Origin of the sequence: Peribacillus sedimenti (assembly GCF_046237635.1) — a bacterium.
Lineage (GTDB): Bacteria > Bacillota > Bacilli > Bacillales > DSM-1321 > Peribacillus > Peribacillus sedimenti.
The window spans coordinates 1,752,501-1,778,355 of sequence record NZ_CP143547.1 but is presented as its reverse complement, the minus strand read 5'-3'; the positions used below and the strand labels follow the sequence as shown (position 1 = coordinate 1,778,355).

The 25,855-nt window shown below is 43.3% G+C and carries 24 protein-coding genes and 2 rRNA genes (1 of these 26 running past the window's edge); 9 read left to right on the top strand and 17 right to left on the bottom strand.

Annotation, left to right across the window (positions count from 1 at the left end; genetic code table 11):
* Positions 1–150: 150 nt before the first annotated feature.
* The 4 genes from V1500_RS08750 to V1500_RS08735 are packed head-to-tail and all read right to left on the bottom strand — an operon-like array spanning position 151 to position 4,741.
* Positions 151–672 (bottom strand): GNAT family N-acetyltransferase, encoded by a 522-nt coding sequence (locus V1500_RS08750; protein WP_409305178.1) that lies wholly within the window; start codon positions 670–672, stop codon positions 151–153.
* A 23-nt stretch (positions 673–695) separates the two neighbouring features.
* Entirely contained in the window at positions 696–2,552 is a 1,857-nt protein-coding gene (locus tag V1500_RS08745; protein ID WP_409305177.1) for an LTA synthase family protein, read from the bottom strand.
* Positions 2,549–4,162, bottom strand: a complete 1,614-nt coding sequence (locus V1500_RS08740; protein ID WP_409305176.1) for an aminotransferase class V-fold PLP-dependent enzyme — start codon at positions 4,160–4,162, stop codon at positions 2,549–2,551. Before V1500_RS08740 ends, V1500_RS08745 begins: the two co-directional genes overlap by 4 nt.
* 15 nt (positions 4,163–4,177) lie before the next feature.
* The gene (locus V1500_RS08735; RefSeq protein ID WP_409305175.1) at positions 4,178–4,741 is read right to left on the bottom strand and encodes a glycerol-3-phosphate acyltransferase; all 564 of its coding nucleotides are present in this window, start codon (positions 4,739–4,741) and stop codon (positions 4,178–4,180) included.
* Positions 4,742–5,019: 278 nt separating this feature from the next.
* On the opposite strand from V1500_RS08735, the gene V1500_RS08730 reads away from it, so the two are divergent.
* On the top strand, positions 5,020–5,241 hold the full coding sequence (locus V1500_RS08730) for a hypothetical protein (protein WP_409305174.1): 222 nt from the start codon (positions 5,020–5,022) through the stop codon (positions 5,239–5,241).
* 367 nt (positions 5,242–5,608) lie between these two features.
* Here V1500_RS08730 and V1500_RS08725 read toward each other — a convergent pair whose 3' ends face one another.
* The gene (locus V1500_RS08725; RefSeq protein WP_409305173.1) at positions 5,609–7,186 is read right to left on the bottom strand and encodes a peptide chain release factor 3; all 1,578 of its coding nucleotides are present in this window, start codon (positions 7,184–7,186) and stop codon (positions 5,609–5,611) included.
* 281 nt (positions 7,187–7,467) lie between these two features.
* Entirely contained in the window at positions 7,468–7,593 is a 126-nt protein-coding gene (locus tag V1500_RS08720; RefSeq protein ID WP_409305172.1) for a hypothetical protein, read from the bottom strand.
* 450 nt (positions 7,594–8,043) lie between these two features.
* On the opposite strand from V1500_RS08720, the gene V1500_RS08715 reads away from it, so the two are divergent.
* Positions 8,044–8,247: a cold-shock protein gene (locus V1500_RS08715; RefSeq protein WP_117325210.1), complete on the top strand. Its 204-nt coding sequence runs from the start codon at positions 8,044–8,046 to the stop codon at positions 8,245–8,247.
* A 143-nt stretch (positions 8,248–8,390) separates the two neighbouring features.
* Here the strand turns inward: V1500_RS08715 and abc-f are convergent, their stop codons facing one another.
* Positions 8,391–10,196, bottom strand: a complete 1,806-nt coding sequence (abc-f, locus tag V1500_RS08710; protein WP_409305171.1) for a ribosomal protection-like ABC-F family protein — start codon at positions 10,194–10,196, stop codon at positions 8,391–8,393.
* A 576-nt stretch (positions 10,197–10,772) separates the two neighbouring features.
* On the opposite strand from abc-f, the gene ahpC reads away from it, so the two are divergent.
* The 3 genes from ahpC (at position 10,773) to V1500_RS08695 (ending at position 13,938) form a co-directional block, all read left to right on the top strand.
* A complete protein-coding gene (ahpC, locus tag V1500_RS08705; RefSeq protein ID WP_409305170.1) occupies positions 10,773–11,336 on the top strand; it encodes an alkyl hydroperoxide reductase subunit C in 564 nt (187 codons plus the stop codon).
* A 12-nt stretch (positions 11,337–11,348) separates the two neighbouring features.
* Positions 11,349–12,878, top strand: coding sequence for an alkyl hydroperoxide reductase subunit F (gene ahpF / locus V1500_RS08700; RefSeq protein WP_409305169.1), 1,530 nt, complete (start codon positions 11,349–11,351; stop codon positions 12,876–12,878).
* Positions 12,879–13,518: 640 nt separating this feature from the next.
* On the top strand, positions 13,519–13,938 hold the full coding sequence (locus V1500_RS08695) for an organic hydroperoxide resistance protein (protein WP_409305168.1): 420 nt from the start codon (positions 13,519–13,521) through the stop codon (positions 13,936–13,938).
* Between the two features lie 174 nt (positions 13,939–14,112).
* Here V1500_RS08695 and V1500_RS08690 read toward each other — a convergent pair whose 3' ends face one another.
* From V1500_RS08690 to V1500_RS08675, 4 genes are all read right to left on the bottom strand, one after another.
* Positions 14,113–15,432: an MFS transporter gene (locus V1500_RS08690; RefSeq protein ID WP_409305167.1), complete on the bottom strand. Its 1,320-nt coding sequence runs from the start codon at positions 15,430–15,432 to the stop codon at positions 14,113–14,115.
* A gap of 289 nt (positions 15,433–15,721) precedes the next feature.
* Positions 15,722–15,880: a YvrJ family protein gene (locus V1500_RS08685; RefSeq protein WP_409305166.1), complete on the bottom strand. Its 159-nt coding sequence runs from the start codon at positions 15,878–15,880 to the stop codon at positions 15,722–15,724.
* Between the two features lie 84 nt (positions 15,881–15,964).
* Complete coding sequence (locus tag V1500_RS08680) at positions 15,965–16,183, bottom strand: DUF2922 domain-containing protein (RefSeq protein ID WP_409305165.1); 219 nt, start codon at positions 16,181–16,183, stop codon at positions 15,965–15,967.
* 30 nt (positions 16,184–16,213) lie between these two features.
* Positions 16,214–16,432, bottom strand: a complete 219-nt coding sequence (locus V1500_RS08675) for a DUF1659 domain-containing protein (RefSeq protein ID WP_409305164.1) — start codon at positions 16,430–16,432, stop codon at positions 16,214–16,216.
* A 202-nt stretch (positions 16,433–16,634) separates the two neighbouring features.
* On the opposite strand from V1500_RS08675, the gene V1500_RS08670 reads away from it, so the two are divergent.
* A complete protein-coding gene (locus V1500_RS08670) occupies positions 16,635–17,435 on the top strand; it encodes a glycerophosphodiester phosphodiesterase (protein ID WP_409305163.1) in 801 nt (266 codons plus the stop codon).
* Between the two features lie 869 nt (positions 17,436–18,304).
* On the opposite strand, the gene V1500_RS08665 is transcribed toward V1500_RS08670, so the two are convergent.
* The 3 genes from V1500_RS08665 to V1500_RS08655 form a co-directional block, all read right to left on the bottom strand.
* A complete protein-coding gene (locus tag V1500_RS08665; RefSeq protein ID WP_409305162.1) occupies positions 18,305–18,784 on the bottom strand; it encodes a hypothetical protein in 480 nt (159 codons plus the stop codon).
* A 399-nt stretch (positions 18,785–19,183) separates the two neighbouring features.
* On the bottom strand, positions 19,184–19,498 hold the full coding sequence (locus V1500_RS08660) for a DUF3243 domain-containing protein (protein ID WP_409305161.1): 315 nt from the start codon (positions 19,496–19,498) through the stop codon (positions 19,184–19,186).
* 89 nt (positions 19,499–19,587) lie between these two features.
* Positions 19,588–21,081, bottom strand: coding sequence for a UDP-N-acetylmuramoyl-L-alanyl-D-glutamate--2,6-diaminopimelate ligase (locus tag V1500_RS08655; RefSeq protein WP_409305160.1), 1,494 nt, complete (start codon positions 21,079–21,081; stop codon positions 19,588–19,590).
* 179 nt (positions 21,082–21,260) lie between these two features.
* Between V1500_RS08655 and V1500_RS08650 the strand changes: the two genes are divergently transcribed.
* Together V1500_RS08650 and yidC are read left to right on the top strand one after the other, a co-directional pair.
* Entirely contained in the window at positions 21,261–21,548 is a 288-nt protein-coding gene (locus V1500_RS08650; protein WP_409305159.1) for a hypothetical protein, read from the top strand.
* Between the two features lie 28 nt (positions 21,549–21,576).
* Positions 21,577–22,365, top strand: a complete 789-nt coding sequence (gene yidC / locus V1500_RS08645; RefSeq protein WP_409305158.1) for a membrane protein insertase YidC — start codon at positions 21,577–21,579, stop codon at positions 22,363–22,365.
* Positions 22,366–22,415: 50 nt separating this feature from the next.
* Here the strand turns inward: yidC and V1500_RS08640 are convergent, their stop codons facing one another.
* The gene (locus tag V1500_RS08640) at positions 22,416–23,681 is read right to left on the bottom strand and encodes a S8 family peptidase (RefSeq protein ID WP_409305157.1); all 1,266 of its coding nucleotides are present in this window, start codon (positions 23,679–23,681) and stop codon (positions 22,416–22,418) included.
* A gap of 594 nt (positions 23,682–24,275) precedes the next feature.
* Between V1500_RS08640 and V1500_RS08635 the strand changes: the two genes are divergently transcribed.
* On the top strand, positions 24,276–24,869 hold the full coding sequence (locus tag V1500_RS08635) for a YdeI/OmpD-associated family protein (protein WP_409305156.1): 594 nt from the start codon (positions 24,276–24,278) through the stop codon (positions 24,867–24,869).
* A gap of 520 nt (positions 24,870–25,389) precedes the next feature.
* Here the strand turns inward: V1500_RS08635 and rrf are convergent.
* Positions 25,390–25,506 (bottom strand): 5S ribosomal RNA (rrf, locus tag V1500_RS08630).
* 193 nt (positions 25,507–25,699) lie between these two features.
* Positions 25,700–25,855 (bottom strand): 23S ribosomal RNA (locus tag V1500_RS08625) (it continues 2,790 nt past the right edge of the window).

Below are 25,855 nucleotides of genomic sequence, written 5' to 3'. Positions count from 1 at the left end.
CGACAGTACAATGAAAGCAAAAATCCCGGTTGCAATCCGAAAATAAATTGCTCGGCAGGATAAGGTCTGCATCCTGCCTTTTAAGCAGTTTTAACTTAGCTCCAAGTTCCAAACATACCAAACTGCGGATATTAAATTAATCGAATCTACCTATCCTTCCCTTAACCGGTTCCCCATTAGGATATAGCGTGGACCAGGAGACGCCGGAAAAAAAGATTCGCTGATACAGACCCAACCTAGACGCTCGTACAGACACCTTGCCCGGACATTGCTGTATTGGGTGCTGAGAATGGCGGTCTTACAAGTGGCCTCCTGCAGCAGGCGATCATGCAACATGGTTCCTATTCCATTGCCTTGGTGCTTCGGCCTGACCCCAAGCTCCACGAACTCATAACAATCATCCAGCCAGTAAGCAATTTCATCAGATGTTAATGCCGCTTCCATAAGTTTTCGATAGTACATACCCGGAAGGGAGCAATATCCATATACAAAACCTGCCATTTCCCCATCTGCGGTTTTTGCAGTGTGGCCAATAAAGCCATGGTAGCCTGAGTGTTTCTGGAGCCTGGCACAAAAACCAGACTCCGCTCCCCAAATCATTTTATACAGCTCCACAACATCACCGATCTCTGTATCATGTGCCATAAGAGGCTGTAACTGGATTACCGTCATTGACACCCTCCATATCATCCAGGCTATTTTGTTAAAAACCTCAACAGGTCTCGAAATATAATTTCATCAGATAAATTCAATTCATCATTGACCCTGGTTTGCAGACGCTCACAGGCACCATCTTGACGCTCAATGCCCGCCTTTCTGTCATAACAGACATCATCCTTGTACAAGAGGGAATCGGTTACAAAATCTCCATCCCTGAAAATGACGGGCAGGCTCTTGTCCCTTGTGAATAGGTCATGCCCAAAGGAAACCAGCTGGGACTTGCCTTTGGTCTTGATGCCAAACAGATGGAGAATGGTTTCCCGGATGTCAATCTCTCCTCCCGGGGAAGAAATCTCCCTTGCCTTCTGTCCTGGGATATGGATAATGACAGGCACTTGCTTATATGCTGCCTCAGATACAGGGTCCGAGTCTTTGTCTAACAGCTCATTCAAGGCTCCCTGATATTTTTCAGAAATGCCGTAATGATCGCCGTACAGAACAAAGACGCTGTTTTCATATAATCCTTTTTTCTTTAACGATGAAAAGAATTTCTTGATTGCTTCATCCTGGTATCTGACCGTTGTGACATAACGGTTCACTACTTCCTGTTCCGTATTGGCCTGCGGGATTAGCTGATCTTCTTCATTGAGAAGGAAAGGGAAATGGTTGGTCAAGGTGATAAATTTTGCATAAAATGGCTGTGGCAAATCCATTATATGGCTAATCGACTGCTCAAAAAATGGTATGTCCTTAATTCCATAATTAATAGAGTTCTCCGGGGTCACCTCATAATCCGGCTTTGAATAAAAACGGTCATACCCTAAACTCTGATACATATTCTGCCGGTTCCAGAACTCGGGATCATTGCCATGGAACGAGGCTGAATAGTAATTCCCATGAGCCTCCAAAATTTTGGGAAGACTGTTAAACGTGTTATCAGGCCTCCGCACAAATACCGATCCGCTAGAAAGAGGATACAAGCCGGCATCTATCATAAATTCCGCATCAGAAGTCTTCCCTTGTGCGGTCTGGTCATAAATCTGGCTGAAATAGAAGCTCTCCTTAATCAGCCCATTTAAAAAAGGGGTGATTTCCTGACCGTCCAATTCCCGATTCATCACAAAATTCTGCATGGATTCCATGCTGATCAGGATCAGGTTCTTTCCCTCGGCAGCACCAAAATATGGCGATTCCTTCCCCTTTTTATGCGAAACATAATTTTCTATCTCAACAGTGTCTTTTTTATCCGCAAACACACGGTCAATCGTAGGCCTTAAGCCCATTGCTATATCATAGAGATGGTAATTATACGGACCGACCGCTTTTACAAGCTGATGCCGGTTAAACTGGGACTTCAGCAAATTCGCGGAGTGGACTGCATTGATTGCAACCAGTGCTGCAAGCATGGCGATTCCCGCTGTCAGGTATTGTTTTTTCCGCTTTGGGCGAATGACCATTCTGATATTTCTCCATTTGTAAAACAGAGCGCCGAATATAAATAAATCGGCAAACATCAGCCAATCCCAGCGTTTTATCAGCTCAAACGTACTTGGCCCGATCCCTCCTACATTATGAAACTGGAACAACACTGAAACCGTAACAAAGTCAATATAAAAGCGGTAATAGAGCAAGTCCGCATACAGCAGTCCGGTACCCAACAGGAGGATAAGGAACAAAGCCAATCTGTTCAACTCTTTACTGAAATAAAAGCTGAATCCCAGCAGCAGAACAATGGATCCGGCCGGATTCGCAAGGATCACCAGGATATCCATCCAGGAATGGACCGTCAAATTGAAGCCGGCAAAGGAGACCGCTACCGTTTTCAGCCACAGTGAGCATAACGCAGCGTAAACCGCGAGTCTGGTTTTGGATAAGGAACGCAAACTTTTCATAGGGATCCTGCTCCAAGAGGCATCAGTTTTTCGAGCTCCAGCTTCAGCTTTTTAATCAGTCTATCCACATTCTCTTCAGTTTGGCTGCCCATAAAGGCCGCCTGCAGCCAGTTCCTCTTTAATAGATATTCGGTTTCATAGTTTAAGAGGTAGCCGCTTTTCTTAAGGCTGTCACCCAGTACCCGAGAAGAGATTCCTTCGGGAGCGACTATGGTGACGATCCCCGGCGAGTAAGCATCATCCCCTAATATATGAATGCCCGCTGCGGCAAACTTTTTTCTAATGGCAGTGCTTTTTTTCCATCGTGCCTCATCAGCCGCCATTTTGACAGCTTGATGCAGAGCCTGGACCAGGTTCGATGAATGAGTAAAGGGAACACTGCCATGCGATGCGTATGTCCCAAGGTCCAGATATCTGGGAAGGGTGGTATCAGGGCGGACAGCATCCCTATGATAAATGATTGCAAGGCCGGGAAATGAACCAAGCCCCTTTCCGCTGACCGTCACTGCCATAAAAAGACCCCGATAGTCGGCTGGAATAACTCCAATGGCACTGCAGGCATCCACACATAGCTCTGCATTATGCTTTTTGCAAACCTGGTGAATTCCGTCGATATCGTAAAGATAACCGGTCGATGTCTCACAATGGACCGTCCAGACCCAGCTGACCTCCGGATGATTTGTTAAAAACACATCGATTTCTTCTACAGAAACCGGGGCATTCCACTCCTTGGACAGTACGAGAAAATCGAGCTGAAACCGGTTGGCATGATCTATCAGCCGATTTCCGAATTCTCCGTTTACAAGGATGAGCCCCTTGCCCGGAAGCTTATTTAACTGGCCGGCTGCGATGTCGTTGCCAAGCGTCCCCGTACCGGCCACAATCTCTGCATGGTTTGCGTTAACCATTTGGCACAGCTTCTCGCGCAATTCAAGGATTTCTGCCAGGAATGCTTTATCCCTGTGAGAGATCGGGCGGTTTTGAAATGCCTTCTTGACTGTTTCAGAAATGGCTACCGGTCCCGGCAGGAAATTTAATGGCTCTGAAATGGCAGCACTGTTTTCCATCAGCCTGCTGAACGCCATGGAATACCGGGCAAACTGCTCCCTTGACAGATACATGGGCTGGAATCTGGCGTTGCCATTGCTAAGCATCGTGCCAAACTCTATGAAGCCAATTTTTCGATAAAGTGAAAGCTGCTGCTCCACCCCGGATATCAACGCCATATTGTAACCCTGTTTCAGGCAGTAGGATACAAGCACACCGACTAATTTATAAAAAACATAGCTCTTCCGAAACTTCTCTTTTACCGAGAGCAGACGGATTTCACATGGATTTGAATCAGCAGCCAGATAATCATCCAGGTTCGGAATCTTTTGGTCAAGAGAAAATGGACGGGTTCCCCTTACTGCAATCATCCCTACCACTTCGTCTGCCTTTTTGGCGATGATATATGTATTCTCGCTGTCAAACCGGTCAACGAGAGTAGATGTTCCATTTCTTGGATGCTGCGGGATTTCTTCCACAAACGTACGATAGTTTAGCGAATATATCTGCTCCATCTCATCGTTTTGGTCGGCTATTTTGTACACTAAAGATTGAGAAACCATGTTATCAGCTCCTTTTCAAACCGGATTATATGCGATGTGAGCATAGACCACTGCAGCAAGCATGAACAGCAATCCCGCAGTGTATATCCACGGATGGCCGGCAATGAAGGTTGTTACCGGTATAGAAGCAAGTGCGATCAGCCCCGGTATGGTAAAGCGCCTGAAGACTGCAAAAAGAACAGCCAGGATGGCAGCTGTCACCAGAATGGAAAGCGGAGTAAAATATAAGGCAGCAGCCAGATACACAACTACGCCCTTACCGCCCCTCAATTCTAAGTGCAGCGGCCAGATATGGCCCACCAGCACCAGAAAGGCTGCAAAAACTAGCCAGTATCCGTTACCTCCGCTTACCTTATTAGTTATTTCAAGGGCAAGCAGCGTCTTTCCTGCATCAATCATTACAGTACCTGCGAAACCCCATTTCCCAAGCAGCCTGCCGGCATTCCTTGCCCCGGCATTTTGGCTTCCAAATTGCCTGATATCCTTGCCAGCCACATGCTTTGCCAAATAATAGGCGCCATTTACACAGCCCATAAGGTATGAAACGGCCACAACAATTACAAAAACTAAGACGCTCATGTTTTCCCCACTCTTTGTCACATCTTTTGCAGAAAAGTCTTACAACTTTAGGACTCTTTTCCATTATATAACATTTTTAAAAGTTCAGCCTGTTTTTCTACTTTTACAGACAAAATGCGACTTAATAAGCAAGCTGAAGCTCTCTGTCCTATACTTCATGTGAACTGCAAGATAGCCATAATGAAGACCAAATCTTCAACGTTTCGTGTGGAAACGGGCTTTCATCATCTATGAAGATCCTTTCTTCTACGATTGTATGTAAATGCAGCTTCGTCTGTATGAAGATTCAATCTGCAATGATTTATATGGATATGCAGCTTAATGACCTGAATGAAGGACTTTCTTCAACGAATTGTATGGATGTGCGGCTTAATGACCTGAATGAAGGTTTTTCTTCAACGAATTGTATGGATATGCAGCTTAATGACCTCAATGAAGGTCTTTCTTCAACGAATTGTATGAATAGGCAGCTTAATGACCTGAATGAAGATTTTTCTTAAATGAATTGTATGGATGGGCAGCTTCATCCCTGTATGAAGAATTTAATCTTCAACGATTTGAATGGAATGCAGCTTGGTGCAGTTTCGTCGCAAGTATGAAGAACCCTTTCCCGACGTATTGTGTGGAAATGTCGTTCATAGCTTGTAACTCTCAGCACATCCCCTAAATCAAGGTTCATCGGCTAATTCGGCCGCTGGAGGAAGGTCAGAACCCGTCACCTCCTGTTTCAATGCTGATGATCCACATCCCGCGGGTCCGGCAACGCTGACGTCCCCCTCATCATGCAGGGCATGGCAAAGCCGATGTTGGCATGTCCATATGCGCTAAAAAGCCCCGGACACATTTTTCGTGTACGGGGCTTCGTATTTATCTCAAGTCCATTGGATTATACAGTTTTACATCAGGATTTTTATCGTTGAACCAGCGCAATGCGAACTCATTTTCAAAGAGGAACGCATATTTGTCATAACGGTCTTTTACAAGGATGCTGCGTGAGCTGTGAAGATTTTCATCCACTTTCTCATCTTCCACCCAGCGTGTGATTTTGCTGCCGATTCGTTCCATGACGACATCCACATTATACTCGTTTTTCATGCGATGTTCGAAAACTTCAAATTGCAGCTGGCCGACGGCACCAAGCAAATATTCTTCCATTCTCACTGTCTTGAACAGCTGGATGGCACCTTCCTGGACAAGCTGGTGGATTCCCTTATGGAAATGCTTTTGCTTCATGACGTTTTTCGCAGAAACACGGACAAATAACTCCGGTGTAAATTGCGGCAAACGTTCAAATTGATACATGTCTTTGCTTGTTGTGATTGTGTCGCCAATCTGATAATTTCCTGTATCATACAAACCGATAATATCGCCGCTCACAGCTTCATTGACGGTGTTACGGTCATCCGCAAGAAATTGTGTAGAGGATGACAGGTTAATAGGCTTTCCTGTCCGGCTTAAGAACACGGTCATCCCTCTTTCAAATTTCCCTGAGCAAATACGCAGGAAGGCAATGCGGTCGCGGTGCTTCGGATTCATGTTTGCCTGGATTTTGAAGATGAACCCAGAGAAATCATTGCTGACTGGCTCCACTTTGCCGTTTGTTGCCTCGCGCGGCTGGGGCTCTGGAGCAAACTTCAAGTAAGCGTCAAGGAACGTCTGGACTCCGAATGTTGTCAGGGCACTTCCAAAGAATACCGGAGTCAGCTCACCTTTTGCTATTCTTTCCTCTGAGAACTCGTTTCCTGCCTCAGACAAAAGCATGATTTCCTCAAGTGTCTGTTCGAAGAGGGAAGAATTCTGAAGTTCATGGTCAACCGCCAGTTCACCATCTTCATTTAATGGAAGGAATCTTTCCTCACCTTCCGTCTTGAATTGCTCAATTCGACTATTGAATCTGTCATAGATTCCTACAAAGTCCTTCCCCATGCCAATCGGCCAGTTCATCGGGTAGGATTCTATACCAAGGACCTCTTCAAGCTCTGCAAGAAGCTCAAGAGGCGCCTTCCCCTGGCGATCCATCTTATTGATAAATGTAAAGATCGGAATACCTCTCATTCGGCATACCTTGAACAATTTGATGGTTTGATCTTCTATACCCTTTGCTGAGTCGACGATCATAACGGCGCTGTCCACAGCCATCAAAGTTCTGTATGTGTCTTCACTGAAATCCTGGTGTCCGGGTGTATCAAGGATATTGACCCGGAAACCATCGTAATCAAATTGCATCACTGATGAAGTAACGGAAATCCCACGCTGCTTCTCGATTTCCATCCAGTCACTGGTTGCGTACTTTCCTGTTTTTCTTGCTTTTACCGTACCCGCGTCACGAATGGCACCCCCGAATAACAGGAGTTTTTCCGTAAGGGTTGTTTTCCCGGCATCCGGGTGGGAAATGATTGCGAAGGTTCTCCGGGACTGAACCTCTTCTTGTAATGCTTTAGTCATTTATATATACCTTCCTTATTGTTTAAATAGTTGGAAATACTTTACCGAATAGCATTTTAGTGTTTGGTCAATATAGAAACGGCCCTTTTCGGCCGTTTTTCGGAACTTCGGCTATTTAGCCACTTTTTTATACACATAGAAAAATATATCACAATGCACCGTTTCTTGCTACAATCCGTGAACATATTATCACTGGTTTCTTTTGTATACCTTTTGAGTATTCATATATCCATAAAAAAAGGCTCCCGGTGATTTCCGGAAGCCGTGTTCTATATAACTCATTATCTGGCCATATTGGTCTTCTGCATGTTCTTAACTGCTTTCTTCTTTTTCATATATTCCTTTGCCTGGTTAATCACAATCGGAAGTGCGGCGATTAATAAACGTTTCATTATTGATTTTGCCATGCTGTATCATTCCCTTCCATATGGTTTTCTATTCTATACCCGGCAAACCGGTTGTTAAAGCATGGACTTAGGCTAAAGCAGACTTTTATCAAAAATAATGCGTAACCTGATAAATTGTGGTTTGAAAGAGAAAAGCGCGGGGTAAATATAGTGTAGATAATTCCTGTTTATAATAAACGCACCAAGTATAAAAATTAATTTAACGGAAAATATAGGGATTGAAGAAAGTGCAAAAGTCCTTCCTTTTCTTGTTAACTCGTCTTTTTCCAGCTATAATATAGACAATTGGAACTTTTCAGTCACCAATAAATTCATATATTAGCAAACATCAAGGGTTTCCTGTTGAATTCCTTTGGGGCTTGCTAATGTGTGAATTTTGATGATTTGCCTAAGACGAAGAATGAAATGCGCACATTAATTTTTTGGTTAATTTTTAGGAGGATTTATCGAATGACAGTAACAGGTAAAGTAAAATGGTTTAACAGCGAAAAAGGTTTTGGATTTATCGAAGTTCCAGACGGCAACGATGTGTTCGTTCACTTCTCTGCTATCCAGGGAGAAGGGTTCAAGACTCTTGATGAAGGCCAAGAAGTCGAATTCGAAATCGAAGAAGGCAACCGCGGACCTCAAGCTAAAAACGTTGTAAAACTTTAATCTTACTTCCAATGGCAGAAAAAACTGACCTGAGGCTTGGCGCTTCGGTAAAGTATTTCTTTATCTGCAGGAAGCTAAATATACCATACTTTCCTATTAGCTTGATTCAGGATGCTGCTTATGCAGCATCCTTTCTTAATGACTTAAGGATTTCCTGTTTGTTTCTTAATCTCATCGATTTGCCTCTTGACTTTCAGAAGTTCATTCAATTCGATTTGACCCTCGCTGTTTACTAAACTTTCCAGCCTCGCTTCCAGCATCAGCTGCGTATTTTTAAGATTTTGCAGCTCATTGTTCCTGTGTTCATAGCCCTCCCATTGTTCAAAATTCCCCGGGAAGTCATGCAGAACGCCGCGTTCCAATGCAATTACCCTCGTCGCAATCCTCCTCAGCATAAACGGGTCGTGTGAAACAATCACAACCGAGCCATGATATGAAAGAAGAGCCGTTTCAATCTGTTCCCTGGCACTGATATCCAAGTAATTCGTAGGTTCATCCAGTACTAATAAGTTTGCATCCGAAAAATAAAGCTTCACGAAAGCAACCCTGCATTTTTCCCCCATACTCAAATCTTGGATTTGTTTGTATACCTCATCCCGTCTGAACAAAAAGCAAGCAAGAATTGTTCTGGCTTCTTCCTGTGTGACATCTTTTAGAGACAGTATTTCTTCAAGAATGGAATTGGCCGGATTCAGGCTCTCAAGTTCCTGCATAAAATACCCAATCTTTGTCTGGGGATTTTGTTTAACTTCTCCGCTATTGGGGGCAATCTGGCCGGTTAGCAGTTTTAATAGGGTTGTTTTTCCCGAACCATTGACACCTGTTACTGCAATCCTTTCTCCTCGTATAATCTGGAGACTCACATTATGAAATATGGGCTGTTCATTATAGGAAAAAGAAACCTTCTCCAACATAATCATAGTTTTACTTTCAAATGCATCACCTACAAAGGAAGCGTTTATTGCTTTACCTTCCTTTGGCTTTTGGATTTGCCTGCTTTCCAACTTTTCAAGTGCCTTTTCCTTTGACTTAAGCTGCACAGCATGCCTGCCTGCCTGTTTTTGCGCAAAAGGATTACGTACGCTTGCCGCGTTCGAGGCCTTTTGATACCACTGTTTATATCCCTGGATGATTTCCAGAAGCTTCTTCTTTTCTCGCTGCTGTTTTTGATATAATGCCGCGGCAGCCTTCTGCTCCTGTTCCTTTATCCGCCTGTATTGGGAATAGCCTCCGGAATATCTTTTAGTCCCTTGGTCTGTCAATTCATATGTGACGGTTGCCACTTGATCAATGAACTCCCTTTCATGGGATATAAACAGCACGGTTCCCTTATATGCCTGCAACCACTTGGCCAGCCATTCGACTGACTCGACATCCAAATGGTTGGTTGGCTCATCCAGCACAAGGAGCTTTGGCTGATTAATCAGCAGGCGGGCCAGCCTCAATCGAGTCTTCTGCCCTCCGCTTAAGCTTGAATAGCGGTTGCCCCATAAACTTTCGTCTATTCTCATCTCCTTCATGACCCGCTCTACACGCAGCTCCCATTCATAGCCTCCCCGGTCTGAATACTCCTGGAGCAGGCTGTTATACCTCTCAATGAATTCAGGATTTCCGCCCTCATGTTCCCACTGACCGCCGCATTCGGCCAGCATTAATTTTAACGAATAGAAATTTTCGTTCCCCTGCTCAACAAACGACCGAACAGTTGCTTCGTGACTCCTTGGTTCCTCGAGCATCCAGCCAACCTCTTCTTTTTTTACGCCTAAGCTGACACTTCCGCTTGAATAAGGATGTTTTCCGAGCAAAATGTGGAGGAAAGTCGTCTTCCCCGACCCGTTATCGCCTATCAGAGCTGCCTTTTCACCCGGCCGCAGTTCTATATTGACTCCCTGGCTTATAGTCATTCCATCTATTTCGAGTATAATATTTTCAGCCTTTAACACATGCATATGGATTACCTCCCGTTTTTGCAATCGAATGAAAGCAAAAAAGCACAGGGGTAGCCTGTGCATACATACAAAGAGATATGGAAACATGCCATCTGATCGAGCGAAGGCATTCTAAAAAAGTATAATGTACGTTTGAAATTGCTAATCTAATGTAGACATACGGATCCCATACCTCTGCACAGGCAGAGCACTTTTTTGCTATAAAATTAATTAGCTAAAAAGTTATGGATGTACATAATGTCTAAATTAGATGCCTCCTTCACACTATTTGTTTCTATTATACACTGAATTCTTTTATAGATGAACATCAGTTTACTGAAAATCTCAGTATTTATTACCTATACTTTTCAAGCATAATATTAATTTTTAATTAAAATTCATTTTTCTGTATAAGAAACGGTTATTTTGAACTATTTTTTTAGAAGAATAAATCAACATAATCATTATGGTTGACAAAAATGATTATTGTACAATAATATATATCTCATTAGAATTATTATATTTAAGCTTTTTAATCCAGCATGTTAACAACATGCTTTTTATAATTCTAACGCATATTTAAGGAGGAATTTTTCTATGTTACAAATTGGAACTGAAGTAAAACCATTCAATGCATCTGCTTACCATAATGGAGAGTTTATCCAGGTGAGCGATGAAAACCTAAAAGGCAAGTGGAGCGTAGTTTGCTTCTATCCAGCAGACTTTACTTTCGTATGCCCGACCGAGCTTGAAGATTTACAAGAACAATACGCAACTCTAAAAGAGCTTGGCGTTGAAGTATACTCTGTTTCTACTGACACCCATTTCACACACAAAGCATGGCATGACAGCTCAGACGCTATTGGCAAAATCACGTACATAATGATTGGTGACCCTACACATACAATCACCCGCAATTTCAATGTACTTGACGAAGAAACTGGTCTTGCTGGCCGTGCTACATTCATCATCGATCCAGACGGCATCATCCAGACTGTTGAAATCAATGCAGATGGCATCGGACGCGATGCAAGCACACTTGTTAACAAGATCAAGGCAGCACAGTATGTTCGCAACAACCCAGGTGAAGTGTGCCCGGCTAAATGGCAGGAAGGCTCTGAAACATTAAAGCCAAGCCTTGACCTTGTAGGCAAGATTTAAGGAGCCCGAACCATGGTATTAGATGCAGATATAAAAGCACAATTAGCCCAATATCTTCAGCTTATGGAAGGCGATGTTCTGTTAAAAGTCAGCGCGGGATCCGATGACGTATCTCGTGACATGCTGGCGTTAGTCGAAGAATTAGTGAGCATGTCTTCCAGCATTAAGTTAGAGAAAGCACAATTAGAGAGAACGCCAAGCTTCAGTGTGAATCGTGTCGGCGAAGACACAGGGGTTACTTTTGCCGGTATTCCTCTTGGACACGAATTTACTTCATTAGTATTGGCGTTGCTTCAAGTCAGCGGAAGAGCACCTAAGGTCGATCAAAAAATCATTGAACAGGTAAAAAACCTAAAAGGCGAATACCACTTTGAATCTTACATCAGCCTTAGCTGCCATAACTGTCCTGATGTGGTACAGGCACTGAACGTAATGAGCGTTCTCAACCCTGGTATTTCCCATACCATGATTGACGGTGCGGCTTTCAAGGATGAAGTAGAACACAAGGACATCATGGCAGTGCCGACCGTGTTCCTGAACGGGGAAGCATTCGGCAGCGGCCGTATGTCACTTGAAGAAATCCTTGCAAAGATGGGAAGCACTGCAGACGCATCCGAGTTTGCAGATAAAGATCCATTCGATGTGCTTGTTGTCGGAGGCGGTCCAGCAGGGGCAAGTGCGGCTATCTATGCGGCACGAAAAGGCATCCGCACAGGCATTGTCGCTGAGCGCTTTGGCGGCCAGATTATGGATACTTTAGGTATCGAAAACTTTATCTCTACGAAATATACAGAAGGCCCTAAGCTTGCTGCAAGCCTTGAAGAGCATGTGAAAGAGTATGATATCGACGTCATGAATTTACAGCGTGCCAAGAGCCTGGAAAAGAAAGACCTAATCGAAGTGGAACTAGAAAACGGTGCTGTTCTAAAGAGCAAGACAGTCATCCTTTCAACAGGTGCACGCTGGAGAAACGTCGGCGTTCCTGGTGAAGAAGAATTCAAGAACAAAGGTGTTGCGTATTGCCCTCACTGTGATGGTCCTTTATTTGAAGGGAAACAGGTAGCCGTGATCGGCGGCGGTAATTCAGGGATTGAAGCGGCCATTGATCTTGCGGGTATTGTGAAACATGTAACAGTCCTTGAGTTCATGCCAGAACTGAAAGCTGATCGTGTGCTCCAGGAGCGTCTTTACAGTCTGCCTAACGTAACGGTCTTAAAAAATGTCCAAACAAAAGAAATAACCGGCACTGATAAGGTTAACGGTATTTCTTACATGGACCGCGAAACACAAGAAGTTCATCACATTGAGCTAGAGGGTGTCTTCGTTCAAATCGGTCTTGTACCAAATACAGACTGGCTGGGTGATACTATCGAACGAACTCGCTTCGGTGAGATCATTGTCGATAAGCATGGCGCTACGAATATTCCTGGAGTATTTGCTGCTGGCGACTGTACAGACAGTGCATATAAGCAGATCATCATTTCCATGGGATCCGGCGCTACCGCATCCTTGGGCGCATTTGATTATATGATCCGAAATTAATGCAGCATTACTAACAGCTGTGTAATTTTAGAATAAACAACTCAATAGAATTTATTTTCCGAAAGCCGCTTTTACTATATCACTAGTAAGGCGGCTTTTTTGGGCTGAAGACCTGCACTTGACTTAGTGAGCAATTTTTACGACTATTCTTTCTGCGGGTAACGCATCAAGGACTAATTATTTTAACTAAAAAGTGCTAATAAACGTCGTTGTTGATCTTCACGTTGAGCAGATTAGTTCAACAATAAACAGTATGATAAGGATATAAGTGATTGGCTAATTAAATTAATAAGGGGGGATTAAGGGTTGGGCGTTGAAAGAAAAAGGTGGATTAAGATATGGTTTATTATCATAGCCGTAACAATCCCTTTGATATTGCTTCTTATACTAATATCCGTATATTGTTTCGTGATGTTTTACTAAAAGAAACTTGATAACAACTCCTTTTGTTTTGCTCAAAATCAACTTTATCGTTTAACAGAGGCAACTAAAAAAATATACTTGTTTTAACAATAGCGCTGCATATAGGCATTAACCGAAATTTGTCCATACACCCCCTTCTCTTTACTCTCCTGCCATTGTTTAGAGACAAAATATAAGGGAATTACTAATGTGAAATCTATAAATGGGAGTGATCAATATGAAGCCGTTATATACTGCTGCCGTAACCGCAACCGGCGGGCGGGAAGGAAGAGTCAAATCAGAGGATGGCGTTCTGGATTTATCGTTGAAGATGCCGAAGGAATTGGGAGGTCCCGGCGGCAACGCCACCAATCCAGAGCAGCTTTTTGCGGCAGGTTATGCAGCCTGCTTTGATGGCGCTTTGAACCTTGTAATCCGTCAGGAAGGAAAGAAAGTAGAAGGCACTGACGTTACTGCCAATGTAACGATCGGTAAGGATGAGGCAGACAACGGCTTCAAGCTGGCCGTACGGCTCGATGTCTCCATTCACGGAGTAGACAAGCAGGAAGCCGAGGAACTGGTACAAAAAGCCCATCAGGTATGCCCTTATTCGAAGGCTACCAAAGGGAACATCGATGTCACAATCATCACCATATGAAAATTGCGGAAAAAAGGCTGCAGGATGTCCTGCAGCCTTAGCTATGGTATTATCAAACCGTCTCCTTATAAGGGATTCTATCTGGTTTCCTTTCTTGTGCAGGATCATCATTGGTCTATCTGGATTTTATTCTCTTACAGCCTATCCAATTTAAACTCCTTTAAAAAACGCTCCTCATTTTACCCAAGCTCCCCTATCCTCTACTTTAATCAGGAAAACAAGGCCCACGAGTGCCATCAGCATCAGCGAACCAAGCGCCAGTCTGCTTGCGGTATCGCCAAGATCTGAGAAAAGCAATGTGATCGTCCCATACAGGAAAGGCCCGACAATAGCGGACACCTTGCCCGAAAAGGCGAATAAACCAAAGAATTGGCCTCGTTTTCCTTCAGGTGTAAGTTCTACTATAAAGGTTCTGGAGGTCACCCACATTGCCCCCAGCGAGATTCCGAACATGCTTCCTGCCAGCCAGAACCATCCTGCATTTGGCGCGAACACCGCTACTGCGAGGGCAGCCAGCAGGATAACTCCTACATATATGATGGATGTTTTTGATCCCTTTGCTTTTGTTATATAGCCAAACAGAAACGAACCTATGATACTCGTTACTGTTGAGACCAAGTAAAGAAGGATGAAAGCCCCCGATGAAAAATCCACGACGTTTTTTGCGTAGATTGCCATCATGCTGATAGCTGTCGCAATGGCATCATTCAAAAAGAAATAAGCAATCAAAAAGGTGAACGCAGCCTGATAGGACTTCATTTCCTTAAAGGTTTGCCAAATCTCCTTATACCCTGACAAAAAAGAATGCTTTTCTGTTTGTGCTGTTGGTCTATCTTTTAAGAAGAGAAATAACGGAAGCGAAAAAACTAAAAACAATAACGCAGTCGGGATAAAAGCCCTGTGATAGCCAGTGTCCCCTATAAACGGATATACGGCCAAGCCTGCCAGGGTGCCGACATACCCGACCGCTACGCCAAAGCCGGATATCAAGGGCAGCTCTTCCTTCGTTCCTAGATCTGTGATCATGGAATCATAAAAGACCAGGCTTGAATGATAAAAGAACTTTGCGAATATATATAAAATCACCACTAGGGCCAGTGCCATGGGTACACCAAATAATGTCCCGTCCAATTTAACGCCGCCAAAAACCCCCATGAGGAATGTGCCGGCCGCTGCCAGCAATGTGAAGAGGACGATGTACTTCTTTTTCCTGCCGGTACGATCGATCATTACACCGAATAATGGGGAAAAAACCACAAGCAGCAAACTGGCTATGGCATTGGCATAAGAAATAAAAGTACTTGCAACCTGGTCGAGCACTTCATTGCCGCCTATGGCTTCATCCAGATAGAAAGGCCAGAAAATGGTATTGATATTGGATGAAAAAATGGTGTTCGCAAAATCATATAAAGCCCACGACATTACAGGAAGCGAAAGATATAAGCCTAGATTCCCCTTCCGTTTTCTTGTTTCAGAACCAATCTGAGGATCCATTCACACTCACCCTTTTTCTAAAAATAAACCTGCAGTCATAATCGTGCTCCCATTAATGTACTAAGCACGTACTTTCAATATTCCATGCAGCCAATAAAAACCCTTTATTTTTTGACTGTCTCCGCAATGGAGGTTTACGGACAGACTTACAATCCCCCCTTTATCATCGTATTTGCTTGTTGGAGGTTTATCATTTGTGAAGTTAGGAATTCCGCCATTTGTAGCCGATAAAATCGAATTCAAATAAAAAAGACATTATGATTTCCGGAGACCATAATGTCTTTTAAATTTAACTGGCTTTTGGATGGATTCCTTCACGCATCCTGCCTGGAAGGCCTATAATCGATTCGTTAAGCATGTCGAGCTTTGCCTCTATTTTATGAAGCAAATAGAGTGTGACAACGATTGGGAAACCGACATCGCCAATGAACGGCAGCATTTGATCCATTTTCCTCACCCCTCCATAAAAAAGAGGGCTCCCAGGATCATGACTCCTTCGCTAAGAAGTATAACAGGGATGCCCTCATATGAATTAGACTATTTCGTACTCACTTACATTGCGCTCTACCAGGCGGGCACCCTTCTTGCCAATATAATCGCCTGAGGAAGATGTAAATACATTAGCTGCGATAATCTGGTCCATCGCTTGTGCAACCTGCGCCTTGTCCACAGGCTCCTTTGGATCCTCGATAGATAGGGAAGCAGTCTTTCCCTCCCTCGTAGCAAAGATCAATTCCAGCGTTTTTGCCATTTAACTCACCTCCTCCCTTCATCCTTTTCCTTACGCAGTGATGATTTTAGTATCCTGCCTTTGGACTTCTGTTAGCGGCTTTGTCTGCAATCCAGCGATTGCCTGTGCAGTCATCAGCAGCTGGTCTGAGTTTACCTGTGTTTTAACATTGGAGAATGCTTTCTTCTTGAACACAGGTTCACCCTTTTCATTGACTCCGTTATCGAACGTCAATCTCAATACTGTGTCGAAAAGCGCTTCGCTTGCCATGTGTATCACCTCCTTCACCCTCTTTATATAAAAAACTTCGTCTAAAGTAGAATGAAAGAGAAAAAAATTCTCCCGAAAAAATACATCGTCACTTTTCTGTCACAACTTGAAATACAAAAAGATGGTGGCAAATAGACATTTTATTTATGCAAAATAATGGGTATCATGAATGTTATAAACGATTCAAAATAGGAGAGACCAATTGGCGCTTTTACTAGTAACAATACCGATTCTTCTTTTAATATTTTCAGGTAAATACAACAGTAAAAAATCAGAGAAAAGAACAATCAGCCCAATGAGGATTGCACATAGGGGGGCTGCAGGGTACTGCCCTGAAAACACCCTTGCTTCATATCGAAAGGCAGTAGAATTAGGGGCAGATTTGATAGAAATAGATGTACAGCTCAGCAAGGATGGCAAGATTGTCGTAATTCATGATGAAACTGTGGACAGGACTACGGATGGCCAAGGGGATGTAAGGAATTACATGTTGAAGGATTTGCGGAAATTGGATGCGGGAAGTTGGTACGATAGCGGTTTTACCGGCGAACGCATACCAACGCTGAGAGAGGTATTGGACGAAATACTGCCCCAAGCCGGCCTGATGATCGAGATTAAGGATCCGCATTTGAATAAAGGCATCGAAGAAAAGCTTGTTGAAGAACTGAAATCACGCCACATACCCTCTGATCAGCAAATAATGGTACAGTCGTTCGATCAGCACTGCATCAAGAGGTTTCACAAGCTGCTTCCGTCCATTCCAGCAGGAGTTCTGTTCAAATATTCTCCCCTGGGAATCTCCAGCAGGAAAATAAGCGAGATTTCCGGTTTTGCCAGCTTCATTAACACAAAGAGGACTATGATGTCACCAAGGCTGGCCGCAAGAATAAAGGCCGCTGGTTTAGAGGCATTTACATGGACCGTCAACGAACCTCGAGAAATTGTGAAATTCACTAATATGGGACTGGATGGAATTACCACAGATTATCCAGATTATTTTTAAAATGATTGGGGTGGACTTTGAAATGGTTCACCCTTTTTACGATGAGGTTCATTATGCTTTTGCTTGGTAAGAAGTTATAAATCTCTCTGGATAGTGGCGCGAATCTAGTCAGTAACGGCGATGTCAGTGAGGTTAGTCCGGGTTGCGGTCATGAAACTGACTTTTTTAGACGATGAGCAGGCAATATTTACGTCACTACAAATCCAAAAAACTAGCTCCAATGAAATAATTACATTGAAGGGATTATTATTAAGACAACAAATCCCCTATTTCCGATTTCAAGCATAAGTATCGGGTTTCGCGCATAATTGCCGGGACTTCGCGCATAAATTTCAGATTTCGAGCATAAAACTCCTGCTTTCGAGCATACACTTAGTTTTTGGCAGTTTCAGAAGGCATTAGATACGGCTTAACAATGGATGTGTTGAAAAAATTTATGATAGATTCAAAATTTGTAGAGAAACGATTGTTTTTGAGCTGGCAAATCCTATTTTTCCGAGTTCGAGCATAAATATCGGATTTCGTGCAGACGTTGCGGGAGTTCGCACATAAATTTCAGATTTCGAGCATTGAACTCCTGCTTTCGAGACTAAACTTAGTTTCTGGCAGTTTCAGAAGGCAAGATATACTCTTATGATCCTTTCCTCATTGAATGCATTGATATGTAATGCAAATATCTCTAACATAGCTTCCCCTTGCCGGATGCTCTATCATAATAGACGATGCCTAGATTATGTCGATATGGCAGGATTTTCCACCATATGGAATCGGCTTATATTGAAACATCGAGTAAGTTAAGTAACATTGCATAATTATATAAAGAAACAGACCAAATCGTTTCTGAATGGTCTGTTTTTTGCGGGGCATCTCTAAAAGCACTGAAACGAAAGGATCCGGTCTGCGTCTGTACCATAGTACATCCATCTGCGGCTTTGGGGGCGCCATCTGTATCCGGCTACAGACATCCTGCCGATGTAGGTGGGATAGAACCAAAAGGAACGGCCGTTGCGAAGCCATACATAGGTAAATCGATATCTACATCTTCTCATCGCACCGGGATCCACCGCAAATGGCTGCGCCGTCTGTGGCTGAGGGGCAAAAGCAGGCGGCGGGGATGAAGGAGGGCCGTCCTGCGGGGCTCCGGCAAACGGAGGGCGTCCCCCGAATGGCGGGCGGCCTCCAGGCTGTGGTGGCCTCGGAGGGTAATATGGCTGGGCACCTTGCGGGAAACCGCCTCTGAATGGACTATAATTCGGGCTCATGCCTTCAGTGCTTTCATGCAGGAAATAGTCTTCTTCCAACGTTTGATCAACGAATGTATACGGAAAATTGTTATGGGCTGTTTCCAAATGAATTTCACCTCTTATTCGAAACTTCCCTGTATGAATATGTAGAGAGCGAAAGATAGGTGCCTGCCAGCCCATAAAATTGCGTATACCTCTGGAATCAGCAAAACATAATAGAATCTTCCTTGGCTCCCAAGCAGCTTAATGTAAGGTCGGCATTTACTTCGTGAATAGAAAACGATTAGGTCGAATATAGAGTCCCGGAGTATCAATAAGAGATTCTAGTTAGCTTTTTATTATAGGAACACTATACATCCCTTGTACATACACTTATTAACCTTCGACTTTAGAATCTATTCAACAAGTTATTTTAGGTAATCTAAAATTGACCACAACCAGCGCAATTTTACATTATATGTATTTTGAAAAAAAGCATCGGATATACCGATGCTTTCTTCGTTTCTACTGAACCAATTTGACAAGCAGATGCGCAAGTTTGTGCTGCTCCTCTTCGTTTCCAACCTTCCAGAGTTCCTGCAGCAGCTTTTCCTCACGATTTCGAGGTTCCTCATGGTCCGCTAAGTAATCCGCAACCTTCTGGGCAGTTTTTGCAAGCTGTTCTTCATTCATACCCAGCATTTGACCCTTAGAGACCTTTGAACTTAGATAGTCCTTAAAGGTGTCAAAGCTTGAAAGAATTTCATCCTTCTTTTCGGTACCCATTGAATTTAACTGCTCTTCAACTTTTCCTTGATTGATTGAATTATTTTGTTCCATTTGTAACCACTCCTTTTCGTAAGGTTGTTATTCAATAGCCTTTTTTCCGCTTATCTAAACATCGGAATGTGCTGTATGTGTTGACATCATTAAGGCATCATTGTTTCAGGGAGTGAATATGCTGCACCAATAACCTCTTCTGAACGGAGAAAATCAATCAGGTCGCGGTCAGATTGGAATGGCAGCAAGAATTCCTCTTTATAAGCCTCAGGACCTTTCCCGGTAATAAACACCCAATGGCCTTCATCTGCTTCCTCCCAGGCCTTGATGATCGCGAGTGTCCGATCGGAGATCACCAGCCCTTTCCCATTGCCCCAGCCTTCAGTCAGCTGCTCGAGCTCTTCAACCATATGTTTGGGATCGACACCATTCAGGTCATCAAAGGTCAAGATAAAACGGTCGCTGTAGGAAGCTGACGTCTTTACCATATGAGCCCGCTTGGAAACATCCCTGTCGCCGCGGAATCCGTAAATATGGGAAACTTGTTTCGCGCCAAATGACCGGGCCGTCCTTAGACAATATTCGACCGCATCGGTTGTATGGGCATAATCTACAATGAAGCGGGCACCTGACGGATGAGGGAACACTTCAAACCTACCCGGCACACCTTCAAAGCTCTTTAATGCACTGATAATTACGTCAGCGGGTATCCCAATCTCACGGGCCGCCATAAATGCCATTGCAGCGTTATACACATTATGAATGCCAGGCATACCAATTTCGATAGTATGAGCTTCATTTTTTTCCATTAATGTAAATGTCCCACCGAATGGACTCCATTCCCGGATGGTATAGGGATTCGAGCCTGTACGCCCAAGCGTCACGGCTGCTGTCTGGGTTGCGCCAAGCAGACGCGACAGCCTGATGCCCCATTCATTAAAATGATTGAGAATTGCCTTTCCGTCACTATTTAAGTGGTTGAGGAATAACCCCGCCTTTACTTTAAAATATTCCTCCATCGTTTGGTGATAATCCAGATGGTCATGGCTAAGATTAGTAAAAATGGCAAAATCGTATTCAATGGCTTCTACCCTCGATTGATGCAAAGCATGAGAGGACACTTCCATTACCACGAATTCATCATTGCTTTTGGCAAGAAGCCTTTGCAGCTGCAGGGAGTCAGGGGTTGTATTGGCAGGCTTGTAGCTTTCATCGTTGATTGAGTAGGTTACCGTTCCAAACAGTGAGCATGTTCTTCCTGCCGTATTCAAAATATGCTTGAGCATATAAGAAACAGTGGTTTTTCCGTTTGTACCCGTAATGCCGATCAATTTATGTTTTCTGGAAGGAAAGCCATAAAAGGCGCTGGCCGCTCTGGCCAATGCTTTTCTGCTGTCGGCTACCTGGATATAGGGCACGCTCAATGTCTGAGGTATTTCGCCGATTATGGCAGCAGCACCATTTTTTATTGCATCTTCTATGTATTCATGGCCGTCATGAGTGAAGCCCGGTATCGCTACAAAAACGGTTCCTGGCCCCACCTTTCTCGAATTCATTTCCAGACCGGAAATTTCAATATCCTGATCATCCTGATAATGAAGCACATTTTCAGAAATGGACTGTACAAGCTGAGATAGTTTCATGTCACAACTCCCGTAAATCTGTCGAATTTTGCAAAATACCTTTCTCTTTACCCCATTATCCTTATTTTCTACCATAATTCTGAAAATATTTTTACAATCTGTGATTCACCTATCCTAAATAGGAATTTGAAGCTTAATCTGATATAGTGGATATATACCATTTAAAAGAGGGATAAACAGTGTGGGAATTACTATTTGAAATTGACTATAATGCTATACCAAGCATGGTTTCGTTTGGACTGTTCCTGACAACCCTCCTTCCCTTCGCTGCCTATTTCTTCTTTGATAAAAGAGAAAGCCGTGCCGGTCTTAGGAATAAATACAGTCGCAATGCAAAAGGCAGCATTTTGGAGCCCTCGGTTCCGTTTGAATTTGAATTTTCCGGATTTTTCCGATATATCATTTGCATAAGAAGAAAGGAAGGTACGGCCGACACAGAGGAACCATTCAGTCTCATCGTTTGTTAAGAATGCAAACAAATGAGGAGGCTGTAAATTGAAAAAATTTATTTCGATCAGTATATTATCAAGCATGATAGCCCTATTACTAACAGGTTGTTCCCAATCAGGGAGCAAGGAGAGCTTTTTCCAATCTGTCCTCGTCGATCCGATGACCAAGCTCATAGAGTTTATTGCTGGTTTGGCAGATGGTAATTTTGGCATCAGCATTGTGATCATGACACTGCTAATCCGATTGCTGCTAATGCCGCTTGCCATAAAACAATACAAAGCACAGACACAAATGAAGACGAAAATGGATGCCATCAAGCCTGAAATGACAAGAATCCAGAAAAATCTTAAGGACACGAAAGATACTGCAAAGCAAAGAGAATTACAGCAGGAATTGATGGCCCTTTACCAAAAAAACGGTGTAAATCCCCTGAACATTGGATGTCTGCCAATCCTAATCCAGATGCCTATTTTAATGGGATTTTATTATGCAATAAAGGGATCGCATGAAATAGCGACGCATAACTTCCTGTGGTACAATCTTGGCCATTCCGATTATATTATGGCAATCATCGCGGGCGTGATTTATTATCTCCAGGCTAAAAAATCGATGCAGCAAATGCCAATGGAACAGCAAAAAAGCATGAAACCGATGATGCTTATGTCACCGATTATGATTCTATTCTTTTCGCTTAATGCTCCTGCTGCACTTCCGCTATACTGGTCAATCGGCGGCTTGTTCCTTATAGCCCAATCTGCTTTTCTGGCCAAGTTTTATAAAAAAGACACCGGCTTTCCTTCGGAAGCCGCGACACCAGCAGTACCAGATAAATAAAAATGGAAATGGCCGCCCTTTGGTCTTGGGCGGCCATTTCTATTTATTTCCTACTTTACACGAGGGAAACCAAAACCGGAAGCATAATCATCTCCAGCGGCTGACCCATATCCGCCTAAAATATCATATTGCCTTGCTTTGCTCTGAAGCTGTGCTCTCAGCTGAGTTTGAGTCAAAGATGGATTGGCCGCCCAAATCTTTGCAGCTAACCCTGATACATGCGGTGTAGCCATTGATGTTCCGCTGATCGTATTGTATCCGTTATTTAGCCATGTAGATTCGATAGCCGCTCCCGGTGCGGAAACCTCAATGTCCTTTTCACCAATCACGTAATCCCCATCGGTATTAGGATTGCCTCTTGATGAGAAATCAGCAATTCGATATGTTCCATTTTGCTGGACATTTTCAAGCGCCGCGACTGCTACTGCATTAGGCAGTGCTCCAGGATAACCGATCGTGTTGGCAGCATAGCCAGAATTACCGGCTGCAGCAACAACCAACACACCTTTGCTGTAAGCATAATCGACTGCGCTGGAAATTAACGTATCCTTTGTCGATGAACCCAATGACATCGAAATGATGACCTTCGAATTTGTACTTGTTTTCTGATCTGCAGCATGACGGATTGCAGCAGCAATGTCATCAGAGTAACCAGAGCCATTATCTCCAAGAACCTTATAAGCCCATAGCTCTGCTTCTGGAGCTACACCATAGATCCCCAGCCCATCAGAGCCGCCATTGGCAAGGACAGTACCTGATACGTGGGTCCCGTGTCCGTTCCGGTCTGTGCATGAATTGTTTGTATAGGGATTCCCAATAGTAAAATCTTTACATTGTTCTACGTTAGCAGAAAGGTCGATGTGCGATGCTGTTGTGCCGGTATCCAACACAGCTACCTTGACACCGTTTCCGCCTGATGCCTTTGTCAGGGAAGAATCATTATAAATGGCTTTTATTCCCCATGGAACTCTTGTTGACGGGACAGCTGCTGCCTCTACCGGCGCCGCTTTTGCCTGTGCAATCGAAACGATGGCAACCTCTTCCACATTTAGACTCTTGTTCTTCTTTAGTGCCTCATACTCCGGCCCGTTTACGGTTGTGGTAAAACCTTTGGTACCAAAGTCGCGTTTCTTTCCATATTTCGCTTTCGCGTCAGATAACTGTGCTGCCGACCCCTGAATCAATACCCGAGTTTCTTTCTGACTTGCTGTTGGATCACTTTGTTGCTGCTGTACTGCATGCGCCCCACCTGAGAACATCGAGAAACAAATTCCAACACTTAACAAAGCACCGCAAAGCTTTTTACCCTTTTTCATGCCAATTTCTCCTCTCCGGATTTAATGCTGACAACCAGCCAAGCTCTCGCTATATTTTTTATTTTATTTGCAATATTGAGATAATTAAATATGCCACAATACTCATTAAAAATCGTCATTTTTCGCGTTTAATTATTAAGAATCAGTAGCAATTCATCATCAAATAAAAAAAGCCCTAAAAACTTAGGTCTTTTATCCGAAAAAATATTCTTCCAGTTATAAATTGGGATAGTAGTAAATTTATGTATAAATATTTCATCCCAACAATTTCTTTTAACTATTTATAAATACGCCATATTTGAATCCATCAACCTATGGCTGCAGCGCCACTTTCTTCCCTATAGCCTACTGAATTCACTTGATCCGTTTTTAAACCACTGCATTAATACCAAATCTCATAGCAATTCTGAATTAAAGATACATTCGGCCAGTGCCAGTAGACAATAAAAAAATGTATAGTAAAATTTAAGCGAAGATTATTTGTATCATGAGATGATTTACTGATTTAGACCTTACCGGTATGCTGCGAAAAATACAATCTAAAGGTTGATATAATTTTAAGTAAGGCCAATATGCTAAGTGAGGTGTTCCCTGATGACAAAGAGCAGATTAAATCCCAAGGTTGATGAAATTTTAACTGAAGCTAACAAGTGGAAGAAAGAATATGAGAAGTTAAGAAACATTGTTCTTGACTGCGAGCTGACCGAAGAATTTAAGTGGAAGCATCCTTGTTACACGTTTGAGAACAAAAACATAGTTTTAATACATGGATTTAAAGAATATTGTGCGCTTCTTTTTCACAAAGGTGCCTTGATACAGGATACACATGGAATCCTAATTCGACAAACGGAAAATGTACAGGCTGCGCGCCAGATTCGGTTCACCAATATTCAAGAAATAGTTGAAATGGAAGCCATCTTGAAAGTCTATATTCATAAAGCCATTGAAGTAGAAAAAGCCGGTTTGGAAGTGAATTTTAAAAAGACTGCAGAACTCAAAATCCCTAAAGAACTTCAAAATAAATTAGATGAAATCCCAGCCTTGAAAACTGCTTTTCAAGCATTGACCCCGGGACGGCAAAGAGCCTACATCCTTTATTTTTCTTCACCCAAGCAATCCAAAACTCGAGAGTCAAGGGTTGAAAAATGTTTACAGCAAATTCTAAATGGAAAGGGATTAAATGATTAGCAACTTACACCAAAAGCTTCGCAATTATTGTAAGAAAGGAGGTCAGTCCAAAATATCTCCTCCGTCCATTATCATACAATGTTTAACGATACTTATTTTTTTAAGCATAAACCATATGAAAATGTCCTATGTTGATATTACGATGAAAAAACCAGCCAACAGGCTGGTTCTGTCTTACTTTGCGACGCCCTATTCTGCACAGGAATAGACGACCCCAACTATCATCGGTGCGCGATCTAATCCTGGACGGCCATGATCAGCGGAACTCTTCGCCAGAAGGCGGTCTCTGCGCGTTTCATGTAAATGGTACAATCATAGGATCAGGTTATGAAAGCGTTGCAACAGGATGCTGCGGTTTTAGCCTTCGTTCCTTTGTCCTCGCTGAACCGACCTCCTTGCTCCTCCCATCCAGGTTTTTGTGTTTTTATATATTTTGCCTTCTACAGTTTCCCTCTATAGGAAATTTCCCTATGGTATTTTTAAAACAACAAAAAACCAGCCTTTCGGCTGGCTTATCATTGCTCGGCGACGTCCTACTCTCACAGGGGGAGAGCCCCCAACTACCATCGGCGCTGAAGAGCTTAACTTCCGTGTTCGGAATGGGAACGGGTGTGACCTCTTCGCCATCGTCACCAAACATATAGAGGAACGTTGTTCCTTCAAAACTAGATAACAGGTAAGGTTTTTGCGTGTCTTCAAAACAGGATAATGTCTAGCTGCGAAAGCCAAACCGTACGGCTGTTTCGCTTCTTCTGGGCAAGACTTTAGGTCTTTTCCGCCAGAAGCTCCAACATCCTATCGGTTTAAGCGGGCTTTCTCCGCTTTTCAATTTGGTTAAGTCCTCGATCTATTAGTATCAGTCAGCTCCACGTGTCACCACGCTTCCACCCCTGACCTATCAACCTGATCATCTTTCAGGGATCTTACCAGCTTGCGCCATGGGAAATCTCATCTTGAGGGGGGCTTCATGCTTAGATGCTTTCAGC